Below are 19,039 nucleotides of genomic sequence, written 5' to 3'. Positions count from 1 at the left end.
GAGTTAGGAACGAGTTGAAAACGATCTATGCCTTGCTAGAGACACGATAGAAATGTGTCAGTAACCGAACGCCGTTCATATACGGGTGAATGGCAGCGTCCGACTGATCAGGCAAGATGGAACCGTTGAACCGCAGCCGGAACTACCCTATACTTCACAACATTCGGGGCGTAGCGCAGCTTGGTAGCGCATCTGCTTTGGGAGCAGAGGGTCGCTGGTTCGAATCCAGTCGCCCCGACCATAGAAACGCAGGTGGGGCGGGGTAAAACCCGCCCCATTTTTTGTTTTTCCTATCGAAAGACACACCGACTACTTGTCAGACGCTTTGACGCAGTTGTCCAGCTGCACGTGGGTTATGGAGTTGCTCGGCCTGCCCGTGTCGACTGGGCACTTGACCTTGGCGTGGCCCTCGGCGGCCAGGCCCACCTGCTCCAGGCCGCGCGAGAGCGCCGGCACGAGCGCCGAGAGCCATTCCTGCGTGTGGTCGACTGCGTCAACGTTGTTCGTCATCCCGCATCACCTCGCGGCCATGGTCGCGGCACGGTCACGCGGCACGAGAAAGGCCCCCGCCGTGGTGGCGGGGGCCTGAATGCAAGTTGTGTTCTGGAGCCTGGCTACAGCATCGAGCCGAGCGCGGCAACCGTGGCGGAGACCGCCGCCGACACCGACGCGCCCACGACCTCGCGCGCGGCGCTCCTGAGCGGCTCGCAGGTGGCCATGTACTCCAGGCCGTCCAGCGTGACCTCGGGCGCCGACTGCGCCCACAGCACTCGAAGCGGCGCGCCGTCGATGTCCTCGGTGGTCACGAGGCCGCCGACCTTGCCCGCGCGCTGGAGCTTGCACGCCAGCACGTCGCGCTGCTCCTCGCTGACGCCCAGGGCCTCCGGGCTCACCGCCGCCACGTCGAACGGTCGCCCCTCGCACGAGCGGATGGCGCCCAGAATGCGGGCCATGACGTGGAAGTCGCTCATGCAGCTAGCCTCCCAGGCATTCCTTACGGATTTCGAGGTATCTCTCGCATTCCTCGGGAGTCCGTGGGTCGAGAATCCCAAGGGCATCGAGCTTCTTGAAGTCGTCCTCAGTCCACCCGGCCAACTTCACGGTTACCGAAGCGTCTGCTGGAGCGGAGAAATACGACTTCAGCTTCTTCCTCAAATCTTCGTCCATCGTATCCTCCCCTCCCCCATTAGCCTCTCCATGACCGTTAGGATTGCGTCGGTCTCGCTTGTGCCTCCAGATACGAGCTCGGATACCTTCATGTCGTAGTATACCCCGCTCACTGGTACGTCCCCCTGCTCGAAGTAGTATGCATCCCCATTGTGCAGGGTGACTGCGCCACCGCCATACGACCGCGCTATTTGAGCGTCAAAGTCGCTCCCTGTCGGTGGGATGTTCGTTGGGTGGTTGTGAATGGAAATCAACGACCCCGGCTTGTGGCTCTTGATGGCATCAAGGACCTCCTCGGTATACACCATCTCGTTTGCAGCAGTCTCCCTGTTGCTTCTGGCAACCACCTCTCCGGTCTCTCTGGACACGAGAATCAAGTCCTCGCCGCTCGTTCCGGACCTGTTCACAAGCGCGGAGCGGCACGCCTCCGCAATGGTCCTGTCAAGTTTCGCGTTGCCGGTTAGGCCCTTGAACTTCGACGCGTATGCCGAACTGTTAACGTACCCCACGTCTACCTTAGCCGACGGGTAGGCATACCGCTTGTTCGTGATTCCCCTCTCGACTGCAGAATGCAGCACCGTCTGCTGCTCAGCGCGCGACATGGCCGGGAAGTCTCGGCCTGTCTTGCCCTGGCGCTCCAGCTCGTCGGTGATGGCCTTGCGCACGCGCGCCTTGCTGACACCGGCCCGGCTGGCGGCCTTGCCCACGGCCGGCGTGCCCATGAACTCCCTGAGGCTCCTGCCGCTGGGCTTGGCCTTCTTCGGGTCCCTCCCGGCCTTCCAGTCCTCGTAGCTGGTCTCAAGCTTGGAGGCATTTCGGTCCTCGAAGGCATCCGCGCCCGGCATCGACGCCACCAGCGTGCAGCGGCAGTTCCACACCTCGGAGGCCGGCCCCGCGGGGTCGCCCGGATAACGCATGCTGTTCGAGAACCGGCCGTCGTCGACCACAAGGAGGCACAGATTGCCTCTTCCCCGAAACCTCACACGTGTTGTTTCTTATTTAGTTTTGCCAGCAGACTAACAGGGATTTTCTCGCAACAGATAAGAGTAGAAACAACACGTGTGAGGTTTAGGCAAGGCCGCAGCAACACAAAAGGCGCCTTCGATAAGAAAAAGGGCCAGGCGACAATTCGCCTGGCCCCTCTCGCCTAACGCCGCAACAGCTCACTCCCCCTATGCGAGAAGCGCGGTGAGGTCCTCCTCGGGCGTCGAGATGGGAGAAATGCCAAACTCGCGCACCAGAATGTCAAGGACGTTGGGGCTCACGAAAGCAGGGAGCGTAGGCCCAAGCTTGATGTCCTTGATGCCCAGGTAGAGAAGGGCAAGCAGGTCCGCAACAGCCTTCTGCTCGTACCAGGAGAGCACGATCGAGAGCGGCAGGTCATTCACGCCACAGTCGAAGGCATCCGCAAGAGCCAGGGCAATCTCGACGGCGCTGTAGGCGTCGTTGCACTGGCCGATGTCGAGAAGCCTGGGGATACCGTCAATGTCGCCCAGGTCAAGGTCGTTGAAGCGGTACTTGCCGCACGCAAGGGTGAGGATGACCGTGTCATTGGGAGCCTGCTTGACGAGCTCAGTGTAGTAGTTACGGCCGGGCTTGGCGCCGTCGCAGCCGCCAACGAGGAAGAAGTGCTTGATCTTGCCAGCCTTGACGGCGTCGACAACCTTGTCGGCAACCGAGAGCACCGCCGCGCGAGCAAAGCCAGTCACGACCTTGGTGCCGCCGTTAATGCCCGTGAGCTGCACATCCTCGTCGTAGCCACCAAGCTCCTTGGCCTTCTCGATGACCGGGGTGAAGTCCTTCGAGCCATCGGCAGCCGCGGGGATGTGCACGAGCTCAGGATAGGAGACAACCTCAGTCGTGAAGACGCGATCTGCGTAGCTGGGGCGAGGAGGCATGAGGCAGTTCGTGGTGAACACAAAGGCAGCGGGGACGTTGGCGAACTCCTTCTGCTGATTCTGCCATGCGGTGCCAAAGTTGCCCTTGAGCTGCGGATAGCGCTTGAGCTCGGGATAGGCGTTGGCGGGCAGCATCTCGCCGTGCGTATAGACATTGACGCCTGTGCCCTCGGTCTGCTCGAGGAGCAGCTTGAGGTCGTGGAGGTCATGGCCGGACATGACGATGAAGGGGCCCTTCTCGATCTTGAGCGAGACCTCGGTGGGCTCGGGCATGCCGTAGGCGCCAGTATTGGCTGCGTCGAGGAGGCCCATCACGTCGTGGCTGAGCTTGCCCACCTGCATGGAGACAGCGAGAAGCTTGTTGAGGTCGCTCTCGGTGGCGAGGGTGGCAAGGCAATCGACAAAGGCCTGCTGGGCCTCGTCACTCACGGAGCCGAGCATGCGGGCGTGGTACGCGTAGGCAGCCGCTCCACGAAGCCCAAAGAGAATGAGCGACTTCAGCGAGCGCACATCCTCGTTGTCAGACCAAACGTGGCCGAGGAGCAGGTCCTGGGCAGCCTCGATTCCAGCGGCGGCAGCGATGCGCTCCTTCTCGGCACGTACGTCTGCCGTGATGGCGTCGACGGTGTCCTTGGAGAAGTTGACGTTGGTGATGCAGGTGAAGAGCCCGCTAACGATGAGCTTGTCGGCAAGCTCGCTGCGAGTACCGGCCTGCTTGCAGGTGCAGGCGAGACCCACGAGCGCACCCGTGAGCTCATCCTGTGCAAGCGCAACGTCGAACGGCTTGCCGCAGACGCCGGCGCGCCCGGTGCACGCGGTGCACTTTGCAGTTTGCTCGCACTGGAAGCAGAACATCTTCTCGTCCATCAATTCCCTCTCTCTTTGGGTGGTTCGTTGTGTACTAGTCTGCTCGCGTCCAGAGATGTGCTAAGTTGTGTTCACAACATTCCTCGATTATTTTGGCGGTGTGACATGCGTGGTGTAGATGCCGAGTTCCTGTCCAAGACGCCCCTCTTTAGGGGCGTGACGCCTCAGGAGGTTAACGAGATGCTGGGGTGCCTTGCGGCACGGCCCAAGACGTACGAGAAGGGCGATTTGGTCTGGGTGGAGGGAAGCCCCGTCAAAAGCGTGGGCATCGTCCTTGAGGGCGGCGTGCGCGTGGAGGGCGCGGACGTCTGGGGCAACGCCAGCGTGATGGGGAGCTTCTCGGCTGGCGAGCTTTTTGGAGAAGCGTTTGCCGCCCTCCAGGACGAGCCGCTGCTCACCAATGTGGTTGCCACAAAGACTCCCACGCGGGTGCTCTTCGTCGACGTGACCCACATCATGCACAGCTGTCCTATGGCCTGCGCCTACCACGCGCGAGTTGCCGAGAACCTCCTGGCATCCGTTGCGCGCAAGAACGTGCGCCTTACCCGAAGGATTCGCGACGCTGCCCCAAAGTCAATCAAGGGCAAACTGCTCGCGTACCTCTCAACACAATCGAAGCTTGCGGGGTCAAGCGAGTTTGACATTCCGTTCACGCGCCAGCAGCTTGCCGACTACCTGGGAGTTGACAGGTGCGCGCTCTGCACTGCGATCGGCGAGCTTGAGCGAGAAGGTAAGCTCACGGCAAACCGCCGTCACTTCTCGCTTCCCGTGGTGGCAGCCAGGCGATAGCGGGGCCCTCTCCCCTATCCGCGCAGCGCCGATGCGACCTCGCTACGAAGGCGCGGCAGGACGTCCGTCTCGAACCAGGGGTTCCGGCTCATCCAGAGCTGGTTTCTGGGAGAGGGATGCACAAGCGGGAAGAATCGCGGCAGATAGTCGGCATAGTTGCGGACTACGTCGGTGAGCTTTGCCGACGAGGAGAGCTCGAGGTAGCGGCGGGTGGCGTAGGAGCCCACCAGCACGGTGAGCCGCACCTGGGGCATCATGCCGAGAAGCACGGGGTGCCACTTCTCCGCAAACCCACGACGAGGCGGAAGGTCGCCAGACTTGCCCTTGCCGGGGTAGTAGAAGTCCATGGGGAGAAGGGCGACGGCGGAGGGGTCGTAGAACGTGACGCGGTCGATGCCAAGCCAGTCACGCAGACGGTCGCCGCTCTTGTCGTTCCAGGGGATGCGCGTCTCCTGCGCAACCCTGCCGGGAGCCTGGCCGATAATCACCAACCGAGAAGTTGCAGACGCCGTGTAGAGGGGGTCAATCCCCTGCCGCGTGAACTCCCCATTCTGCTCGTCTGCGCGAATCGCCTGGAAGACGCTATCGAAGTCTGCTTGAGTACCTGTCATGGAAGAGCCTCCTGCCTCAATGTTGCTGACTCCACTGTGGCACGCGCGGCAAGACGTGTGTGTTGCAATTGCAACGAATAGAGAAGTGCTGTAGGTAGCGCAGGCCTTTTGACCCCGCTTCCCACCATCACCCATCTTGTTGTATACTTCCCCATGCTCTGCGGCGGTAGTTCAATTGGTAGAGCGTCAGCCTTCCAAGCTGATTGTTGCGGGTTCGAGTCCCGTCCGCCGCTCCATGTAATTGCAGCCCAGGGCCTCCGTGACCCTGGGCTTTTTTTCATTTTTCTCGCATTCAACGTGGACATCCATCACGGTCGGGACCCCACCAATCCTGACCGCATCTCATACCGTACAATGATGCCGCTACGCGATTTGGGAGGTATTGGATGGGCACGTCTCCGCTCGGCCGCACGCTTGTCATTGCAAACCCCGCCGCCAACCGGGGCGAGGGTGCAGAGGGCGCCGCATTTGTGCAGCGGTTCCTTGACTCCTATCGTGGCGCAACCACGTCGCACAAGGTCATTCTTACCAAGGCGGCGGGCGACGCGCAGAACCTCGCTCGCGAGGCCCGGGACTTCGACTCCGTCATTGCCCTTGGTGGCGATGGCGTTATCCACGAGGTAGTGAACGGCCTCATGGATCGCGACGAGAACGACCGGCCTCAGCTGGGCATCGTTCCCATGGGGTCCGGCAACGACTACGCACGGACCCTGGGGATGGCAATCAACGATCCATCTCATGCCTTGGCTCAGCTTGTCCGTGGCCACGTCACGCCGCTAGAGGTTGGCCGCGTAAATGGCGTGCACTTCATGGAGACGCTCTCGTTTGGCATGGACGCGGCAATCGCTCTCGACACTGTGAGGCGCCGCCAAGAAGAAACGACTTCCCAGCACGGCGAGGGGCTCTTCATTACGTCTGGCATCCGCATCTTCTCCGAGGGCTCCAATGGCTGGCCCTGCAGAGCGCGCTTTGACGAGAGGCCCGAGGTAACGCTACCAACCGTGATCTTTGCGGTGCAGGTTGGTCCCACCTATGGCGGCGGCTTTGCCATTTGCCCCAACGCCGATCCATCCGACGGCCTTCTCGACGCGTGCTACAACGTCAAGATTCCTAGCCGCCCATGGCTGCTCTCGCTTCTCGGCCTTGCGAGGTTTGGCCGTCACACGGGTTCGAGCTGCGTGAACCTGCTTAAGTTCGCCCATGCAACCATGGACTTCGAGACGCAGCCTCCCTGCCAGGTCGACGGCGAGGAGCTCTGCGGAACACACTTCGAGGTAGACGTGATACCCAAGGCGCTCCGCGTCATCGTCCCGTAGCGCTTTTCCACCACCGGCAATGAGACAAAGGGATCTCCCCTTGTCTCACAAAAGGGCCCCGACGGTAGCGTCGGGGCCCTTGGTCTCAAGCTCTAAAGCAGAGAAGTTGCACTCCCCTACTTGGCGGCAGCCTGAAGCATGGCCTTGACCTCGGTTGCGGTCTTGAGAGCCATGACCTTCTCGGCCAGGGCGTCGGCCTCCTCCTTGGTCCAGAGGGAGAGAATCCTCCTCGTGCGCAGGATGGAGGGAGCGGAGACGGAGTACTCGTCCAGGCCAAAGGACATGAGGATGGGGATGAGCAGCGGGTCTGCCGCGGCCTCGCCGCACATGCCGACCATGATGCCAGCCTTGTTGCCCTCGCCGATGATGCGCTTAAGAGAGCGCAGGACCGCCGGCTGGTACACCTGGTAGAGGTAGCTCACGCGATCGTTGCCGCGGTCGGCGCACATGGTGTAGCCGATAAGGTCGTTGGTGCCAATGGAGAAGAAGTCGCATTCGGCGGCGAGGTCGTCGGCTATGAGCGAGGCGGCAGGCGTCTCGATCATGGTGCCAACCTCGATGTCCTTGTTGTAAGCAACACCGCGCTCGTCGAGGTCGTGCTTGCACTCCTCGATGAGGGCCTTGGCCTGGCGCACCTCGTCGATGGTGGTGACGAGCGGCAGCATGATCTTGATGTCACCAAAGGCGGAGGCGCGGAGCAGTGCCGTGAGCTGGACCTTGTACTGGTCCGGGTTGTTCAGGCAGTAGCGCACGGCGCGGAAGCCCATGAAGGGGTTCTCCTCCTTCTGCAGGTGCAGATAGGGGATCTCCTTGTCGCCGCCCACATCCAGCGTACGGATGATGACCGGCTTGTCCTTCATGCGAAGGGCGACCTTCTGGTACGCAGCAAACTGCTCGTCCTCGCTGGGGAGCTCCTTGGCGTCCATGAACAGGAACTCAGAGCGGAAGAGGCCCACGCCCTCGGCGTCGTGCTCGAGTGCGGCGTTGGCGTCATCGGGGTTACCAATGTTGGCAACCAGCAGCTTCTTGTCGCCGTCACCGGTCACGGTCTCCTTGCCGCGGTACGCCTCGAGGGCGGCCTTCTCCTCGGCGAACGCCTTGGCCTTGGCACGGTAGTGCTCGAGGTCGTGGTCGGAAGGCTGAGAAATGACCTTGCCGTTGGTGCCGTCAACCACAACCATGTCACCGGTCTTGATGTTGACCGTAGCATCCGCAACGGAGAGAACCGCAGGAATCTCCAGCGCGCGGGCAATGATTGCGGAGTGGGACGTGCGGCCACCGGTCTCGGTAACGATGCCCGCGACGTTCTCCTTGTCGATGTCGGCAGTCATGGACGGCGTGAGCTCGTGCACCACGACGATGGAATTTTCGGGCAACGTGGAGAGGTCAACGACCTCCTTGCCCAGCAGGTCCGCGAGAAGGCCGGTCTTGACGTCCGCAACGTCGGCGGCGCGCTCGCGGAAGAGCTCGTCGTCCATGTTGGCGTACATGGTGTAGAAGGTGCCGTAGGCCTCGCTCACAGCCTGCTCGGCGCACATGCCAGAGTCGATGGAGCCCGTGACCATCTCGCGGATGCCCTCGTCCTCGGCAAACTCGATGTGGGCGCCCATGATGGCGGCGGCATCCTCGCCCACCGTCTGCTTCATGCGCTCAATCTGCGCATTGGTCTGCTCGACGAATTTCTCGACGGCAGCGGCGTAGCGGGCCTTCTCGGCCTCCGGATCCTCCGGCGCATGCGGCGTGAACGAGAGGTCAGGCTCGACGGCTACACGGGCCACGCCAATGCCGATGCCATCAGATGCGTTTACTCCCTCATACATTGCAATCCCCCTCATAACCGGCCGCTGTGCGGCCACCTCCCAGAATGCCAAGCGCCCCGGGTGGGGCGCTAAAGAGCCGAACACAGTCTAACGCGCTATGCGCCCTCTGGAGACTGCTTCTCCTCATCGTTTCCCTCGGCGGCAAGAGCCTGAGCCTCAGCGCGTGCCTTTTCGTTTTTGATATCGTCCGCGATGCTCGCCGGCATCTCGCGACCCATCTTCTTGTAGAGGGCCGTGACCACGCGGTCGATGGTCGAGCGCTTGGCGATGCCCTTGCTGGCAGCGGTTGCCGTGCCACAGGCAGAGGCGTAGATGAGGGCGTTCTCGTAGTCCAAGCCACGCGTGACCTTTGCGAGGAAGCCCGCAACCATGGAGTCACCGGCGCCGGTTGCGTTCACGAGGCGCACGCGAGCCGTGGGCACCATGTGCTCAGTGCCATACTCGTCGAGCAGGAGCGAGCCGTTGCCACCGCAGGAGACAATGACGTTGCGGGCGCCACCCTCCTGGAGCTTTTGCGCATAGGGCAGGCAGTCCTCAGGCGTCTCGGGCATGGGGTCCGCCTTGAAGATGCGGCCGACCTCGTGGTTGTTGGGCTTAATGAGGAAGGGATGAGCCTTGATGGACTCCATGAGGAGCTGACCGGGCGCATCGACCACAAACTGGATGCCACGACCGGCGAGACGGGCCATGATCTGGTTGTACATGTCCTCGGGCAGGGAATTGGGAATGGAGCCCGTAAGGACGAGGGTGTCACCGGACTGCAGGACGTCCATGCGATCGAGAAGCTCGTCGACCTTCTTCTGCGAAATCTTGGGGCCCATGCCGTTGACCATGGTCATGACGATGCCGTTGAGCTTGACGTTGATGCGCGTGTAGCCACGATCCAGCTTCACGAAGTTGCTGGCAATGCCCGCTTCCTGGAGCTCGTTGATGAGGTACTCGCCAGTGAAGCCCGCGACAATGCCCATTGCCACATTGACTACGTCAAGCTCGTTGAGAAGCGTGGAGATGTTAATGCCGTTGCCACCGCAGTAGAGCTCCTCGCTCGAAGAACGGTTGGTGTAGCCCATATCCAGCGTGAGGGGGTGCATCACGTAGTCGAGCGCGGGGTTCAGGGTCATGGTGTAAATCAACGCAAGCTCCTTCCAGCGGGTTACCTCGGCAAGGTACAGTATGCCGCAATTGGGCAACGAGGGAGGTGGAATCGTTCTCACCCCGCAAACCCCACGCAGCGCCTGCGCCGGCGTAATTTAACACCAAGTGTACCGTATCGAAACCTCGCACCCACCTACAAAACGCGGTCATGACCAACGGCTTTCAAAAGAGTGTGGGCAAGAGCCAATCGAAAGCGAGAAGAAGCTGACCGGACGATCTTGCGCGACGAAAAAAACCCAGGACAACACGTGCCCTGGGCTGCAGATTCGTGGTGGGTCGTGAGGGGGTCGAACCCTCGACCTTGGGATTAAGAGTCCCCTGCTCTACCAACTGAGCTAACGACCCATATTCAGCTTTCAGATGGGGTGGGTGAAGGGGTTCGAACCCTCGACCTACGGAGCCACGGTCCGTCGCTCTTCCAACTGAGCTACACCCACCATTTGGCCCACCTCGTGAAGCGCTCGTTTATTATGACAAAGAATCAGACAGATGCAAGCACTTTCTTGAAGAACTTTTTCGAGAATCACATTCGAATGGCACCAATTTCGCAAAACACCAGTTCACACGCACACTGTCTCAACACAGGACCTTCAAAAAGAGATTATTGGACCTGCCACTAGTCCTCCGCCGTGGCCAGGAACTCCCGCACGCGGGCGTCTGTGGGGTTGTCCATGACCTCATCGGCAGGACCCTCCTCCACAATCCGCCCGTCGAGGAGAAACGCCACACGGTCCGAGACATCACGGGCGAATCCCATCTCGTGGGTCACGGTGCCGATGGCCATGCCGTCAGCGGCTAGTTCGCGGATGATGCGCCGCATGTCCGCCGTGAGCCTGGGGTCAAGGGCCGAGGTTGCCTCGTCGAAGTAAAGGACCTTGGGGTGCATGGCAAGCGCTCGCGCAATCGCCACGCGCTGCTGCTGGCCGCCTGAGAGCTGGTTGGGAACCTTCTCGGCGTGCTCCGACAGACCCAGGCGCTCAAGTATCTGCTTGGCCTCCTCCTCGACCTTGGCTGGGTCTCTCCCCTGCACCGCAATAGGGGCGTCGCAGACGTTGCGCATCACGGTGAAGTGCGGGAAGAGGTTGTAGTTCTGGAACACAATGCCAAATTGCATGCGCGCCTTTGCGCTGGCATCCTTGGAGTAGCTGGCCCTGCCGTTCTCGTCCTGCTCGGTCACGCGGAGGCTGCCGTAGTAGAGCTCGCCCGCATCAAAGGTGTCAAGCAGCGTGAGGCAGCGCAGAAGCGTGGACTTGCCGGCGCCGGAGGGGCCAATGACCGAGACGACCTCCCCTCGCGCAATGGAGAGCGACACGTCGTGGAGCACCTCTCGACCCGAGAAGGACTTGCGCGCGCCCTTCACGTAGACGGCAGGCAGTCCCAAGATCTGCGAGACGGAGGCGTCGGGCACGGGAATCTGGTGACGAGACGCGCGGGCGTCGTGCTTCTCGGCGTTAGTCATGGTAGTAGTCCAGCCTCTTCTCGATGTGCCTCATGACGTACTCGATGATGAGGCAGGTGACCCAGTAGATGAGTGCGGCAACGGCGAAGGCAGCCATGGTGCGCTGACTCGTGACGATGGCGCGCGCCTGCGTGAACATCTCGAGGACGCCCAGCGAGAAGGCCAGCGAGGTGTCCTTGACGAGCGTGACCACCTCGTTGCCCATGGCGGGAAGCACGCGCTTGACCACCTGCGGCAGAACAATGCGCTGGAAGGTCTGGCGGCTGGAGTAGCCAAGGACCTCGGCGGCCTCGTACTGGCCACGCGGAATGGACTGGATACCCGAGCGGTAGATCTCGGCGAAGTATGCCGCATAGTTGATGACAAACGAGATGAGCACCGCGATCATGGGGAAGTTCGCATCGGTCTTGAGGCCAAACACGTAATACGGCATGAAGGAGACGGCGAACATCTGAAGCATCAGGGGCGTGCCGCGCAGCACCGAAATGAAGAGCTGCATGAGCAGCGAGAGCGGCTTGAACTTGGAGAGGCGTCCCAACGCCACCAGCATGCCCAGGGGAATGGACCCCACGAGCGTCACCGCAAAAATGATTATCGAGATTCGATACCCCGAGAGGAGCATCCCCATCATCGTTCCAAAGTCCACCTTACCAGCTCCCTTGTCGCACCGTTGCGTGCGCTGTTGTTGTCGTGATTGCGCAGTTGCGCCTACGCCTTGGGCAGGCACCAGAGGTCGTAGGAGACGCCCTGGTCAGCGTACTTCTCGCAGAGCTCCTTGGCAGTGCCCTCGGAGTCGAGCGCCTGGAGGTCCGCCTCGACAGTCTTGGCGAGCTGGGCGCCGTCGTCCGTCTTCGCGAAGCCAACACCAAAGTGCTCGGAGTTGAGGTTCTCGTCGAGGATGCGGAACTCGGAGGTCTTGTCACCAATGTTGAAAACGGCCACGGGATAGTCGATGGCGATGGCATCCACCTGGCCACTCTCGAGCATCATGAAGGCCGTGTTGTAGTTGTCGATGGTCTGGAGGTTGCCAAAGCTCTTGCCAAGCTCCTCCTGCGATCCGCCCTCGGAGAGGACGTCGAGCGCTGCGGAGTCTGCCTGGGTGATGACGTTCTTGCCAGCAAGGTCCGAGAGCTGCTGCACGTCGGAGGAGGCGGGCACAACGACGACCTGGCGGTTCTCCATGTAGGGGTCAGTGAAGGCGTAACCGTCCTCGCGGCCCTCGATGGTGAAGCCGTTCCAGATGCAGGTGATCTGGCCGGAGTTGAGCAGCGTGTCCTTGGCGTCCCAGGAGATGGGCGTTGGCACGAGCTTCCAGCCCTCGCGGTCGCAGACGGCCTGGGCGAGGTCGATGTCGAAGCCGGTGTAGGAACCGTCGTCACCCACGTAGCCGTAGGGCGGGAAGTCCTGGTCAAAGCCCAGAACAAAGTTGCCATCAAAAGAGGACGTGGAGGCCGAGGAGGAGCCGGCCGAGCTGGAGGTGGCTCCGGAGTTGCCGGCGGTTGCGGAAGAGCCGCAGGCGGCAAGGCCAAGGGCACCCGTGATTCCCAGAGCGGCTGTGATGAACTGACGGCGGTTGAGCGTGGCGTTGGACATGGTTACTCCCATCTGCGGTGTGTGACGCGAGAAGTGACGTTTGACGCTTTAGTACGATGGAGTACAGGTGTACAGAATAGCTGCGACATTGCCCACGTTCAACACTTTCAGCCGGCATGCATCCTTCGTTTAACAATTGGAGCCTGCCGCCGGCGGCACTGTTGAGGAGGTTTTACCGGAGCTTCAGAACGAAGCACATGAAACGCCGATATTCTCCTCAACAGCGCACGAGAAGGGCGACCACGCACGGCATGCCCAACGGTCTGACAGTTGTCCAAACTACACACGGTAAGGGTCAAGGCGAGCAAACGCCCAGCACTCCACAAACCTGAATCGCGACCGTGTGCAGTTCAGTGGCCGCAAGGCGATGGCGCAACTCCACCGTTGGACCCGCAAAGAAAACCGACTATGGTATGGAGCGCAGAAGGCAGGCGAACCAGGAGGAGCGCATGAACAGCACGGCCCAGGGGCTTGGCGACAAGGACGCCGATCTTGGCGAGGTTCGCAGGGCACTCGAACCAGAGCCCTCGCTTCTTGAGCGTGTGACCGGGGACGAGCACGTCTGGCAAGGCAAGATCTTCTCCGTGGACCACCTTGAGGTAGAGCTTGCTAACGGCTCGCATGCGTGGCGCGAGGTCGTGCACCACCATGGCGGCGCGGGGGTCGTAGCCATTCGCAGCGGCAAGGTATGCCTGGTGCGTCAGTACCGGGTGGTCCTCGGGCGCGTCACACTCGAGATCCCGGCGGGAAAGCTCGAGGAAGGCGAGCGGGGCGAAAGCTGCGCGGCGCGAGAGCTTGCCGAGGAGACCGGCCTTCGTGCCGAGAAGCTCATACACCTGGCAACGGTGCTGGGGTCTCCCGGCTTCACGGATGAGCACACCGAGGTGTTTCTCGCCCAGGGACTCTCACAGGACACGGCCCACCCTGACGAGGGCGAGGTCGTACGCACGGTTTGGATCCCGTTGGACGAGGTCATGCACGCAATCTCTGCCGGACTCATCCAAGACGGGAAGACCGTCGCGGGGGTTCTTGCCGCGCGAGCGCTTCTCGGCGATGAGCCAGCGGGCGACTTGCGCTAGAATGTCAGAGCCGCACAGGCAACGCTCCCTTAACTCAGCTGGATAGAGTAGCGGACTTCTAATCCGAATGTCGAGGGTTCGAATCCCCCAGGGAGCACCAGAAAAGACAAGCCCAGAGCACGAAAAGTGCCCTGGGCTTTTTTCTTTGAAGCGCCGTGACGGCCCCACCGCAGGAGTGCCGAGAAGCTCTCCCCTACTTCACGCCAGCCAAGTCGCCGCGGTTGAGCGCCTCCTCGTAGAGGTGCTTGAAGACCACGCTGCCATGTAGGCCGTCGTGCTCGAACTCGTTGGTCACCCAAGCGTGGCTCGCGCCCACGCGAGAAAGCGTGTCCAGCTGAAGGCCCGAGTCCACGTAGGCATCGTCGTAGTAGACGGCCGCCTGGAGCGGAACCTCGTTTCTCGCCAGCTGGTCCTGGTCGTAGAGGTGGCCAAACTCGGTGTCGGCCATGAGGACGTCCATCGCGGGGGCAAACGGCTTGAGCGACGGATCCTCCTTGAACATCCAGGGGAACATCGCCTCGGCAAAGAGCATGAGGGGACGCGCGCCCTCGGAGAACTCCGACCTGCCCGCTGCCTCGCGCGCGGCCGCCCACCCAATGGGCTCATCAAGCGTGCCGTCCGCGTAGATGAACTCCTGAAGCGTCCAATAGAGCGGGCTTGCGTACGAGGAGGTCATCGACTGCACCTGATCGAGGAAGCCGCCAAAGAGGCGCACGTGGGAGGCGTCTCCACCCGCCGCGGCAAGGGCATCGTCACAAGAGCCGTCGCCATCGCCAAAGGCAACGTCAAAGAGGGCGTGCAGGCGCTCCGGCGCGGGCTTCATGCCAAGACCGCCACCCACCAGCTGCAGACGCCTTACCGAGAAGGGCGAGCCATCAGGCAGGAGCACGTCACCTGCGGCGAGACGGTCTGCCACAAGGGAGACGCGCGTCTCGTCCTCGGGGTAGCGCTCGTAGTAGGCCCGAGTCTTGGCGGCCATGCGCGGAAACGTGTGCGCGTAGACCTCGGCGGCACTTGCCGGCACATGGGGGATACCACCGCAGGTGAAGCTCGCGGCAACCCCTTCCGGGAAGGTGGAGAGGTTCGCCAGGGTGAGAAAGCCTCCGTAACTTTGGCCAAGCGTCACCCACTTGCGACCGCCAAACTCCGTAAGCCGCAGGTACTCGAAGTCCCTAATGATCGAGTCCGCAAGGAAGCGCTTGAGATAGTCTGCCTGGCGCCGCGCCGGGTCCGCGCCCTGGGCTAAAGCCTCAGCACCCACGGCGGCAATGCGGGCGCCGTCCACGCGCGAGGAGCGACCGCATCCACGCTGGTCGGGCAAGACCACGCGGAAGTGGCGCAGGGCCTCCTCGATCCACCCGTCGCTCTGGGGAGAGAGCGGGCGCGGGCACGCGCCACCGGGGCCGCCCTGGAGAAACACAATGAGCGGCAGGTCGCGGCCCACGTTCTCCGGCGAGCAGAGCACACGGTAGAAGAGCTTGATGCTCTTCCCGACAAAGGCGGGGTTGGGTTTCTCGGCAGCACCCTCCATGGCAAGCGCGGAAGACTCGTCCTGCTCCGCACCGGCAAGGGCTGCAGGGCTGGTGCCCCGCCAGTCAAGCGGCACGTCGATGGAGTGGTCCTCGGCGTAGATGCCAGGAAGGTAGCAGCTGGAAAGCAGTGGCATGGCACTCCCCCGCCCTAGAGCAGGTACTCTGCGATCTGGACCGCGTTAGTGGCAGCGCCCTTGCGAATCTGGTCGCCGCAGCACCAGAACGTGAGGGAGTTCACGCCGTCAGGGGCCGAGAGGTCGCGACGGATGCGGCCAACGTAGACAAGGTCCTGGTCGGAGGTGTCGAGCGGCATGGGGTAGCGCAGGTTGGCTGGGTCGTCCACAACCTTGACCCCGGGGGCTGAGGCAAGCGCCTCGCGCGCCTCGTCGGGCGAGATGGGACGGTTGAACTCTGCCGTGATGGACTCGGAGTGCGAGCGCATGACGGGCACGCGCACGCAGGTGCAGTTCACGCGGACCTCGGGAAGGTGCATGATCTTGCGCCCCTCGTTCTGCATCTTCCACTCCTCCGAGGTGTAGCCCTCGTCCTTGAAGGAGCCGATCTGTGGGATGAGGTTAGCGGCCAGTTGGTAGGCAAACGGGCTGGTGTCGCCCATCTCGCCGCCGTTGGCGACAACGCTCATCTCTCTCTTGAGCTCGGTGAGGCCGGGCATGCCGGCGCCAGAGGCCGCCTGGTAGGTGGAGACAATCAGACGGCGCAGGCCGGCAAGCTTGTGGAGCGGCCAGGTGGGCACAAGTCCGATGATCGTGGCGCAGTTGGGATTTGCGATGATGTTTCGCGGGTGGTTGGCGATGTCTGCCGCGTTGATCTCGGGGATGACCAGCGGCACGTCGGGGTCGAGGCGGAAGGCGTGCGAGTTGTCTACGCAAACGGCACCGCGCTTTGCCGCCTCGGGGAGAAGCGCCTTGGCGGTTGCGTCCCCAGCGGCGCCCAAGACGATGTCGGCGCCCTCGAAGGCATCGGGCGTGGCCTCGACCACGGGGACGTCCTCCCCGTTAAAGGAGACGGTCTTGCCAACGGAGCGGGCGCTCGCCAGTGGCACGAGCTTGCCAACGGGGAAGTTCCTCTCCTCGAGGCACTGGATCATCTGCGTACCAACGACGCCCGTGGCGCCGAGAATGGCAACGGTCTTGTCTGCCATGGTGATGGTTCCTCTCTCTATGCCCGTGCGGGCGGGTGTGCGGAAAGCTATTCCTTCTCGGCCGAGACCATCTCGTTGCGAACGAAGCGCTCGTAGATGACCTTGATTGCGCGATCAAAGTCGGTGTTATCAACGCCCACAATGATGGAGATCTCCTCGGAGCTCTGGGTAATCATGCGGATGTTGATGCCTGCGTCGCCCAGCGCGCCGAAGATCTTGCCCGAGGTGCCCGAGCGCTTGGACATGTTGCGGCCCACCACCGAGATGAGGGCGAGCTTGTCCACCATCACGATGTCGTCGGGCTTAATCTCGCGGCGGATGTCATTGACGATCGAGTAGATCTTGTCCTTGACGTCAGCGGCGGCCACCACGACGCCAAACGAGTCGACGCCCGTGGGGATGTGCTCGATGGAGACGCCGTAGCGCTCGAAGATGGAGAGCGCGCGGGAGACCACGCCCACCTCGTTGGACATATGGGCCTTCTTGACGTGCACGGCCATGAAGTCCTTGCGGCCTGCGATGCCCGTGATGAGGTGCTCGTCTGCGCCGGCCTCGGCGGTCTCGCGGATTGTGGTGCCCGCGTCCTGGGGCCGGTTGGTGTTCATGATCTTGATGGGAATGTTGACCTCGCGCACCGGGAAGATGGCCTCCTCCTGGAGCACCGAGGCACCCATGTAGGAGAGCTCGCGCATCTCGTCGAAGGTGATGCGGCGGATGGAGCGGGGGTTCTCGACAATCCTGGGATCCGCGGAGAGGAAGCCCGAGACGTCCGTCCAGTTCTCGTAGACGTCGGCGTCGAGGCAGCGCGCCGCGATGGCGCCCGTGATGTCGCCGCCGCCGCGCTGGAAAAGCTTGATGGCTCCGTCGACGGTGGCTCCGTAGAAGCCGGGGAGCACAAAGGCGCCGTTCCTGTGCGCAAAGTCCTTGAGACGCGCGGCGGTGCGCTCCATGTCCACGTTACCGTCGTGGTGGAACACGATCACGTCAGCCGCATCGACAAAGGGAAGGCCCAGGTACTCGGCCATGATGTTGGCGGTGAACCACTCGCCGCGCGAGACAACGTACTCGGGCGAGTGCTTCTTGATGTTGGCAGCGAAGGTCTCGAACTTCTCGGCCACGGGCCACTTGACGCCCAGCTCGTCCGCGATGTCGACAAAGCGCTGCTCGATGTCGGCGAGAAGCGAGGTGCAGTCCACGTGGTACTCGATGTGCGCGTTCACCAGAAGGAGAAGGTCCGTGATCTTGTTGTCCCCCGAGAAGCGCTTGCCCACGGCAGAGACCACCACAAAGCGGCGGTCGGGGTCCGCCTCGACAATGGACTTGACCTTGCGGAACTGGTCAGCGGTAGCGACGCTGGAGCCCCCGAACTTGCAGATCTTGATCATGTGATCCTCTCCTAGCTGTTCGCGGACACGGCCGCCATGAACGTGGTTGGGTCAGACTTCAGGGCATCGTCGAGAAGGGCGCGCGCCTGGGTTGCGGTGAGGTCGTCCACGATGACGGCGCCGGGCTCGTAGAACTTGGCGCCGGGGATGGTGGCCTCGGTGCGGAACACGTAGGGACCGTGGAGCATGGCGGGGTCGTACACGAGGCCGCGCGAGAAGTCGTAGGTGGGGCGCCTGCCTGCCACGCAGTCCAGGATGTCCTGGACGATGGCGTTGCCCGTGGGGAGGCTTCCCGCACCCTGACCGTAGAACTTGAGCTCGCCGATGGACGGCGCGTCAAGCGTCACGAGGTTGAAGTTGGTAGGCACGTTTGCCTCGAGCGTCGAGGTGCTCACAGCCACCGGCTCGACCGAGACGGCATAGCGGCCATCCGCCTGGACGCCGCGGCCGATGAGCTTGACCGTGAGGTCGCGGCTGCCAAAGAGGCTGAGATCGTACTTGGTGAGGTTCCTGATGCCCGAGACGGGAAGATCCTGCGTGCAGGCGACGTCAAACGCCACGGATGCCGAGATGATGGTCTTGTTGCGCACGTCGATGCCATCGATGTCGGCGGTGGGGTCCCTCTCGGCAAAGCCCAGCTCCTGGGCCTTGCTCAGGACCTCGGCAAAGTCCGCACCGTCCTTGAGCATGGAGTAGACAATGTAGTTGGTGGTCCCGTTCATGATGCCCGAGAAGGACTGGACGTCCTCGATGCGGCGCACCTTCTCAATGCTCGCGATCCAGGGGATGCCGCCGCCCACCGACGCCTCGATGAGAAGGCCAACACCTGCCTTTGAGGCGGCCTCGGCGAACTCGGCAAAGTGGGCCGCAACAACGGCCTTGTTCGACGTCACCACGTGCTTTCCGGCATTGAGTGCCTGCAGGATGAAGGTGTGGGCGGGCTCGATGCCGCCCATGCACTCCACCACGAGCTCGATGGCAGGGTCATCGACAATGTCCTGATAGTTGGGGGTCATGCGCGGGTCGGTGAGACGGTCGGGCAGCTCGAGAATGCGGGCGACCTCGACCTCGGGCACGCGCTCCTCGATGATCTGCGCAACGCCACGGCCAACGGTGCCGTATCCCAGGATGGCTATCTTCATCGGCTTCCAATCTCTTTCAACTGTGTGTCGGCGCTTGCCGTGCGACGCACTGCCATGCACGGTA

Annotated in this window: 18 protein-coding genes and 5 tRNA genes; 6 read left to right on the top strand and 17 right to left on the bottom strand. The window is 62.3% G+C overall.

Going from position 1 to position 19,039, the window contains the following annotated elements; translation table 11 throughout:
- Nucleotides 1–164: 164 nt before the first annotated feature.
- Nucleotides 165–241 (top strand) — tRNA-Pro (locus tag NVS32_RS07435).
- 68 nt (nucleotides 242–309) lie between these two features.
- Here NVS32_RS07435 and NVS32_RS07430 read toward each other — a convergent pair.
- The 5 genes from NVS32_RS07430 to hcp all read right to left on the bottom strand — a co-directional run bounded on the left by NVS32_RS07430 (nucleotide 310) and on the right by hcp (nucleotide 3,932).
- Nucleotides 310–510: a hypothetical protein gene (locus NVS32_RS07430; protein WP_258499249.1), complete on the bottom strand. Its 201-nt coding sequence runs from the start codon at nucleotides 508–510 to the stop codon at nucleotides 310–312.
- Nucleotides 511–614: 104 nt separating this feature from the next.
- Nucleotides 615–971: a YjcQ family protein gene (locus tag NVS32_RS07425; protein WP_258499248.1), complete on the bottom strand. Its 357-nt coding sequence runs from the start codon at nucleotides 969–971 to the stop codon at nucleotides 615–617.
- 4 nt (nucleotides 972–975) lie between these two features.
- The gene (locus NVS32_RS07420) at nucleotides 976–1,167 is read right to left on the bottom strand and encodes a hypothetical protein (RefSeq protein WP_258499247.1); all 192 of its coding nucleotides are present in this window, start codon (nucleotides 1,165–1,167) and stop codon (nucleotides 976–978) included.
- Nucleotides 1,152–2,150 (bottom strand): hypothetical protein, encoded by a 999-nt coding sequence (locus NVS32_RS07415; RefSeq protein WP_258499246.1) that lies wholly within the window; start codon nucleotides 2,148–2,150, stop codon nucleotides 1,152–1,154. Before NVS32_RS07415 ends, NVS32_RS07420 begins: the two co-directional genes overlap by 16 nt.
- 189 nt (nucleotides 2,151–2,339) lie before the next feature.
- Nucleotides 2,340–3,932: a hydroxylamine reductase gene (hcp, locus tag NVS32_RS07410; protein WP_258499245.1), complete on the bottom strand. Its 1,593-nt coding sequence runs from the start codon at nucleotides 3,930–3,932 to the stop codon at nucleotides 2,340–2,342.
- A 105-nt stretch (nucleotides 3,933–4,037) separates the two neighbouring features.
- On the opposite strand from hcp, the gene NVS32_RS07405 reads away from it, so the two are divergent.
- A complete protein-coding gene (locus NVS32_RS07405) occupies nucleotides 4,038–4,721 on the top strand; it encodes a Crp/Fnr family transcriptional regulator (protein WP_258499244.1) in 684 nt (227 codons plus the stop codon).
- Nucleotides 4,722–4,735: 14 nt separating this feature from the next.
- Here the strand turns inward: NVS32_RS07405 and NVS32_RS07400 are convergent, their stop codons facing one another.
- Complete coding sequence (locus tag NVS32_RS07400; protein ID WP_258499243.1) at nucleotides 4,736–5,332, bottom strand: uracil-DNA glycosylase family protein; 597 nt, start codon at nucleotides 5,330–5,332, stop codon at nucleotides 4,736–4,738.
- Nucleotides 5,333–5,492: 160 nt separating this feature from the next.
- On the opposite strand from NVS32_RS07400, the gene NVS32_RS07395 reads away from it, so the two are divergent.
- Together NVS32_RS07395 and NVS32_RS07390 are read left to right on the top strand one after the other, a co-directional pair.
- Nucleotides 5,493–5,568: transfer RNA gene (locus NVS32_RS07395), tRNA-Gly, on the top strand.
- Between the two features lie 150 nt (nucleotides 5,569–5,718).
- On the top strand, nucleotides 5,719–6,648 hold the full coding sequence (locus NVS32_RS07390; protein ID WP_258499242.1) for a diacylglycerol/lipid kinase family protein: 930 nt from the start codon (nucleotides 5,719–5,721) through the stop codon (nucleotides 6,646–6,648).
- A gap of 116 nt (nucleotides 6,649–6,764) precedes the next feature.
- Here NVS32_RS07390 and ptsP read toward each other — a convergent pair whose 3' ends face one another.
- The 7 genes from ptsP to NVS32_RS07355 all read right to left on the bottom strand — a co-directional run bounded on the left by ptsP (nucleotide 6,765) and on the right by NVS32_RS07355 (nucleotide 12,675).
- Entirely contained in the window at nucleotides 6,765–8,468 is a 1,704-nt protein-coding gene (gene ptsP / locus NVS32_RS07385) for a phosphoenolpyruvate--protein phosphotransferase (protein ID WP_032110841.1), read from the bottom strand.
- Nucleotides 8,469–8,563: 95 nt separating this feature from the next.
- A complete protein-coding gene (locus NVS32_RS07380) occupies nucleotides 8,564–9,601 on the bottom strand; it encodes a 1-phosphofructokinase family hexose kinase (RefSeq protein ID WP_258499241.1) in 1,038 nt (345 codons plus the stop codon).
- Between the two features lie 291 nt (nucleotides 9,602–9,892).
- A tRNA-Lys gene (locus tag NVS32_RS07375) sits at nucleotides 9,893–9,968 on the bottom strand.
- Between the two features lie 16 nt (nucleotides 9,969–9,984).
- A tRNA-His gene (locus NVS32_RS07370) sits at nucleotides 9,985–10,060 on the bottom strand.
- Between the two features lie 179 nt (nucleotides 10,061–10,239).
- Nucleotides 10,240–11,082: an amino acid ABC transporter ATP-binding protein gene (locus NVS32_RS07365; protein ID WP_258499240.1), complete on the bottom strand. Its 843-nt coding sequence runs from the start codon at nucleotides 11,080–11,082 to the stop codon at nucleotides 10,240–10,242.
- Nucleotides 11,075–11,728 (bottom strand): amino acid ABC transporter permease, encoded by a 654-nt coding sequence (locus tag NVS32_RS07360; protein WP_258499239.1) that lies wholly within the window; start codon nucleotides 11,726–11,728, stop codon nucleotides 11,075–11,077. The genes NVS32_RS07365 and NVS32_RS07360 overlap by 8 nt, the downstream gene beginning before the upstream one ends.
- A gap of 62 nt (nucleotides 11,729–11,790) precedes the next feature.
- A complete protein-coding gene (locus tag NVS32_RS07355; RefSeq protein ID WP_258499238.1) occupies nucleotides 11,791–12,675 on the bottom strand; it encodes a transporter substrate-binding domain-containing protein in 885 nt (294 codons plus the stop codon).
- Between the two features lie 449 nt (nucleotides 12,676–13,124).
- On the opposite strand from NVS32_RS07355, the gene NVS32_RS07350 reads away from it, so the two are divergent.
- Both NVS32_RS07350 and NVS32_RS07345 read left to right on the top strand, forming a co-directional pair.
- A complete protein-coding gene (locus NVS32_RS07350; protein WP_258499237.1) occupies nucleotides 13,125–13,754 on the top strand; it encodes an NUDIX hydrolase in 630 nt (209 codons plus the stop codon).
- 23 nt (nucleotides 13,755–13,777) lie between these two features.
- Nucleotides 13,778–13,854 (top strand) — tRNA-Arg (locus NVS32_RS07345).
- Nucleotides 13,855–13,947: 93 nt separating this feature from the next.
- On the opposite strand, the gene NVS32_RS07340 is transcribed toward NVS32_RS07345, so the two are convergent.
- From NVS32_RS07340 to NVS32_RS07325, 4 genes are read right to left on the bottom strand one after another with little or no spacing between them, the layout of a single operon-like run.
- On the bottom strand, nucleotides 13,948–15,420 hold the full coding sequence (locus NVS32_RS07340; RefSeq protein WP_258499236.1) for an alpha/beta fold hydrolase: 1,473 nt from the start codon (nucleotides 15,418–15,420) through the stop codon (nucleotides 13,948–13,950).
- Nucleotides 15,421–15,434: 14 nt separating this feature from the next.
- Complete coding sequence (locus NVS32_RS07335; protein ID WP_258499235.1) at nucleotides 15,435–16,448, bottom strand: aspartate-semialdehyde dehydrogenase; 1,014 nt, start codon at nucleotides 16,446–16,448, stop codon at nucleotides 15,435–15,437.
- A gap of 47 nt (nucleotides 16,449–16,495) precedes the next feature.
- A complete protein-coding gene (locus NVS32_RS07330; protein WP_258499234.1) occupies nucleotides 16,496–17,833 on the bottom strand; it encodes an aspartate kinase in 1,338 nt (445 codons plus the stop codon).
- Between the two features lie 11 nt (nucleotides 17,834–17,844).
- Nucleotides 17,845–18,975 (bottom strand): homoserine dehydrogenase, encoded by a 1,131-nt coding sequence (locus NVS32_RS07325; RefSeq protein ID WP_258499233.1) that lies wholly within the window; start codon nucleotides 18,973–18,975, stop codon nucleotides 17,845–17,847.
- Between the last annotated feature and the right edge of the window lie 64 nt (nucleotides 18,976–19,039).

The sequence above is a fragment of the Tractidigestivibacter montrealensis genome (assembly GCF_024741235.1).
GTDB lineage: Bacteria > Actinomycetota > Coriobacteriia > Coriobacteriales > Atopobiaceae > Tractidigestivibacter > Tractidigestivibacter montrealensis.
Note: the sequence above shows the minus strand (reverse complement) of the source record. Positions and strands in the feature narration are given on the sequence as shown.